The organism is Aquabacterium sp. A08 (genome assembly GCF_011742065.1).
Genome location: NZ_JAAQQT010000491.1, coordinates 1 through 233, shown reverse-complemented (window position 1 = coordinate 233; position 233 = coordinate 1). Strand labels below are relative to the sequence as shown.

The following is a 233-nucleotide window of genomic DNA, read 5'->3' as shown; positions in this document are numbered from 1 at the left end:
GAACTGGGCGGCAACGCGCCCTTCATCGTGTTCGACGACGCCGACATCGACTCGGCGGTGGAAGGGGCGTTTGCCAGCAAGTACCGCAACGCCGGCCAGACCTGCGTCTGCTCCAACCGCCTGTACGTGCAGGCCGGTGTGTACGACGAGTTCGTGACCAAGTTCGCCGCCAAGGTGGCCACCGCCAAGGTGGGCAACGGTTTCGAGGACGGCGTGAACCAGGGCCCGCTGAT

General features: G+C 65.7%; 1 protein-coding gene. It reads left to right on the top strand.

The annotated features are described in order from the left end of the window. Nucleotides 1–233, top strand: a 233-nt coding sequence (locus tag HA630_RS27335) for an aldehyde dehydrogenase family protein (protein WP_166832245.1), incomplete at both ends; no start/stop codon positions are given.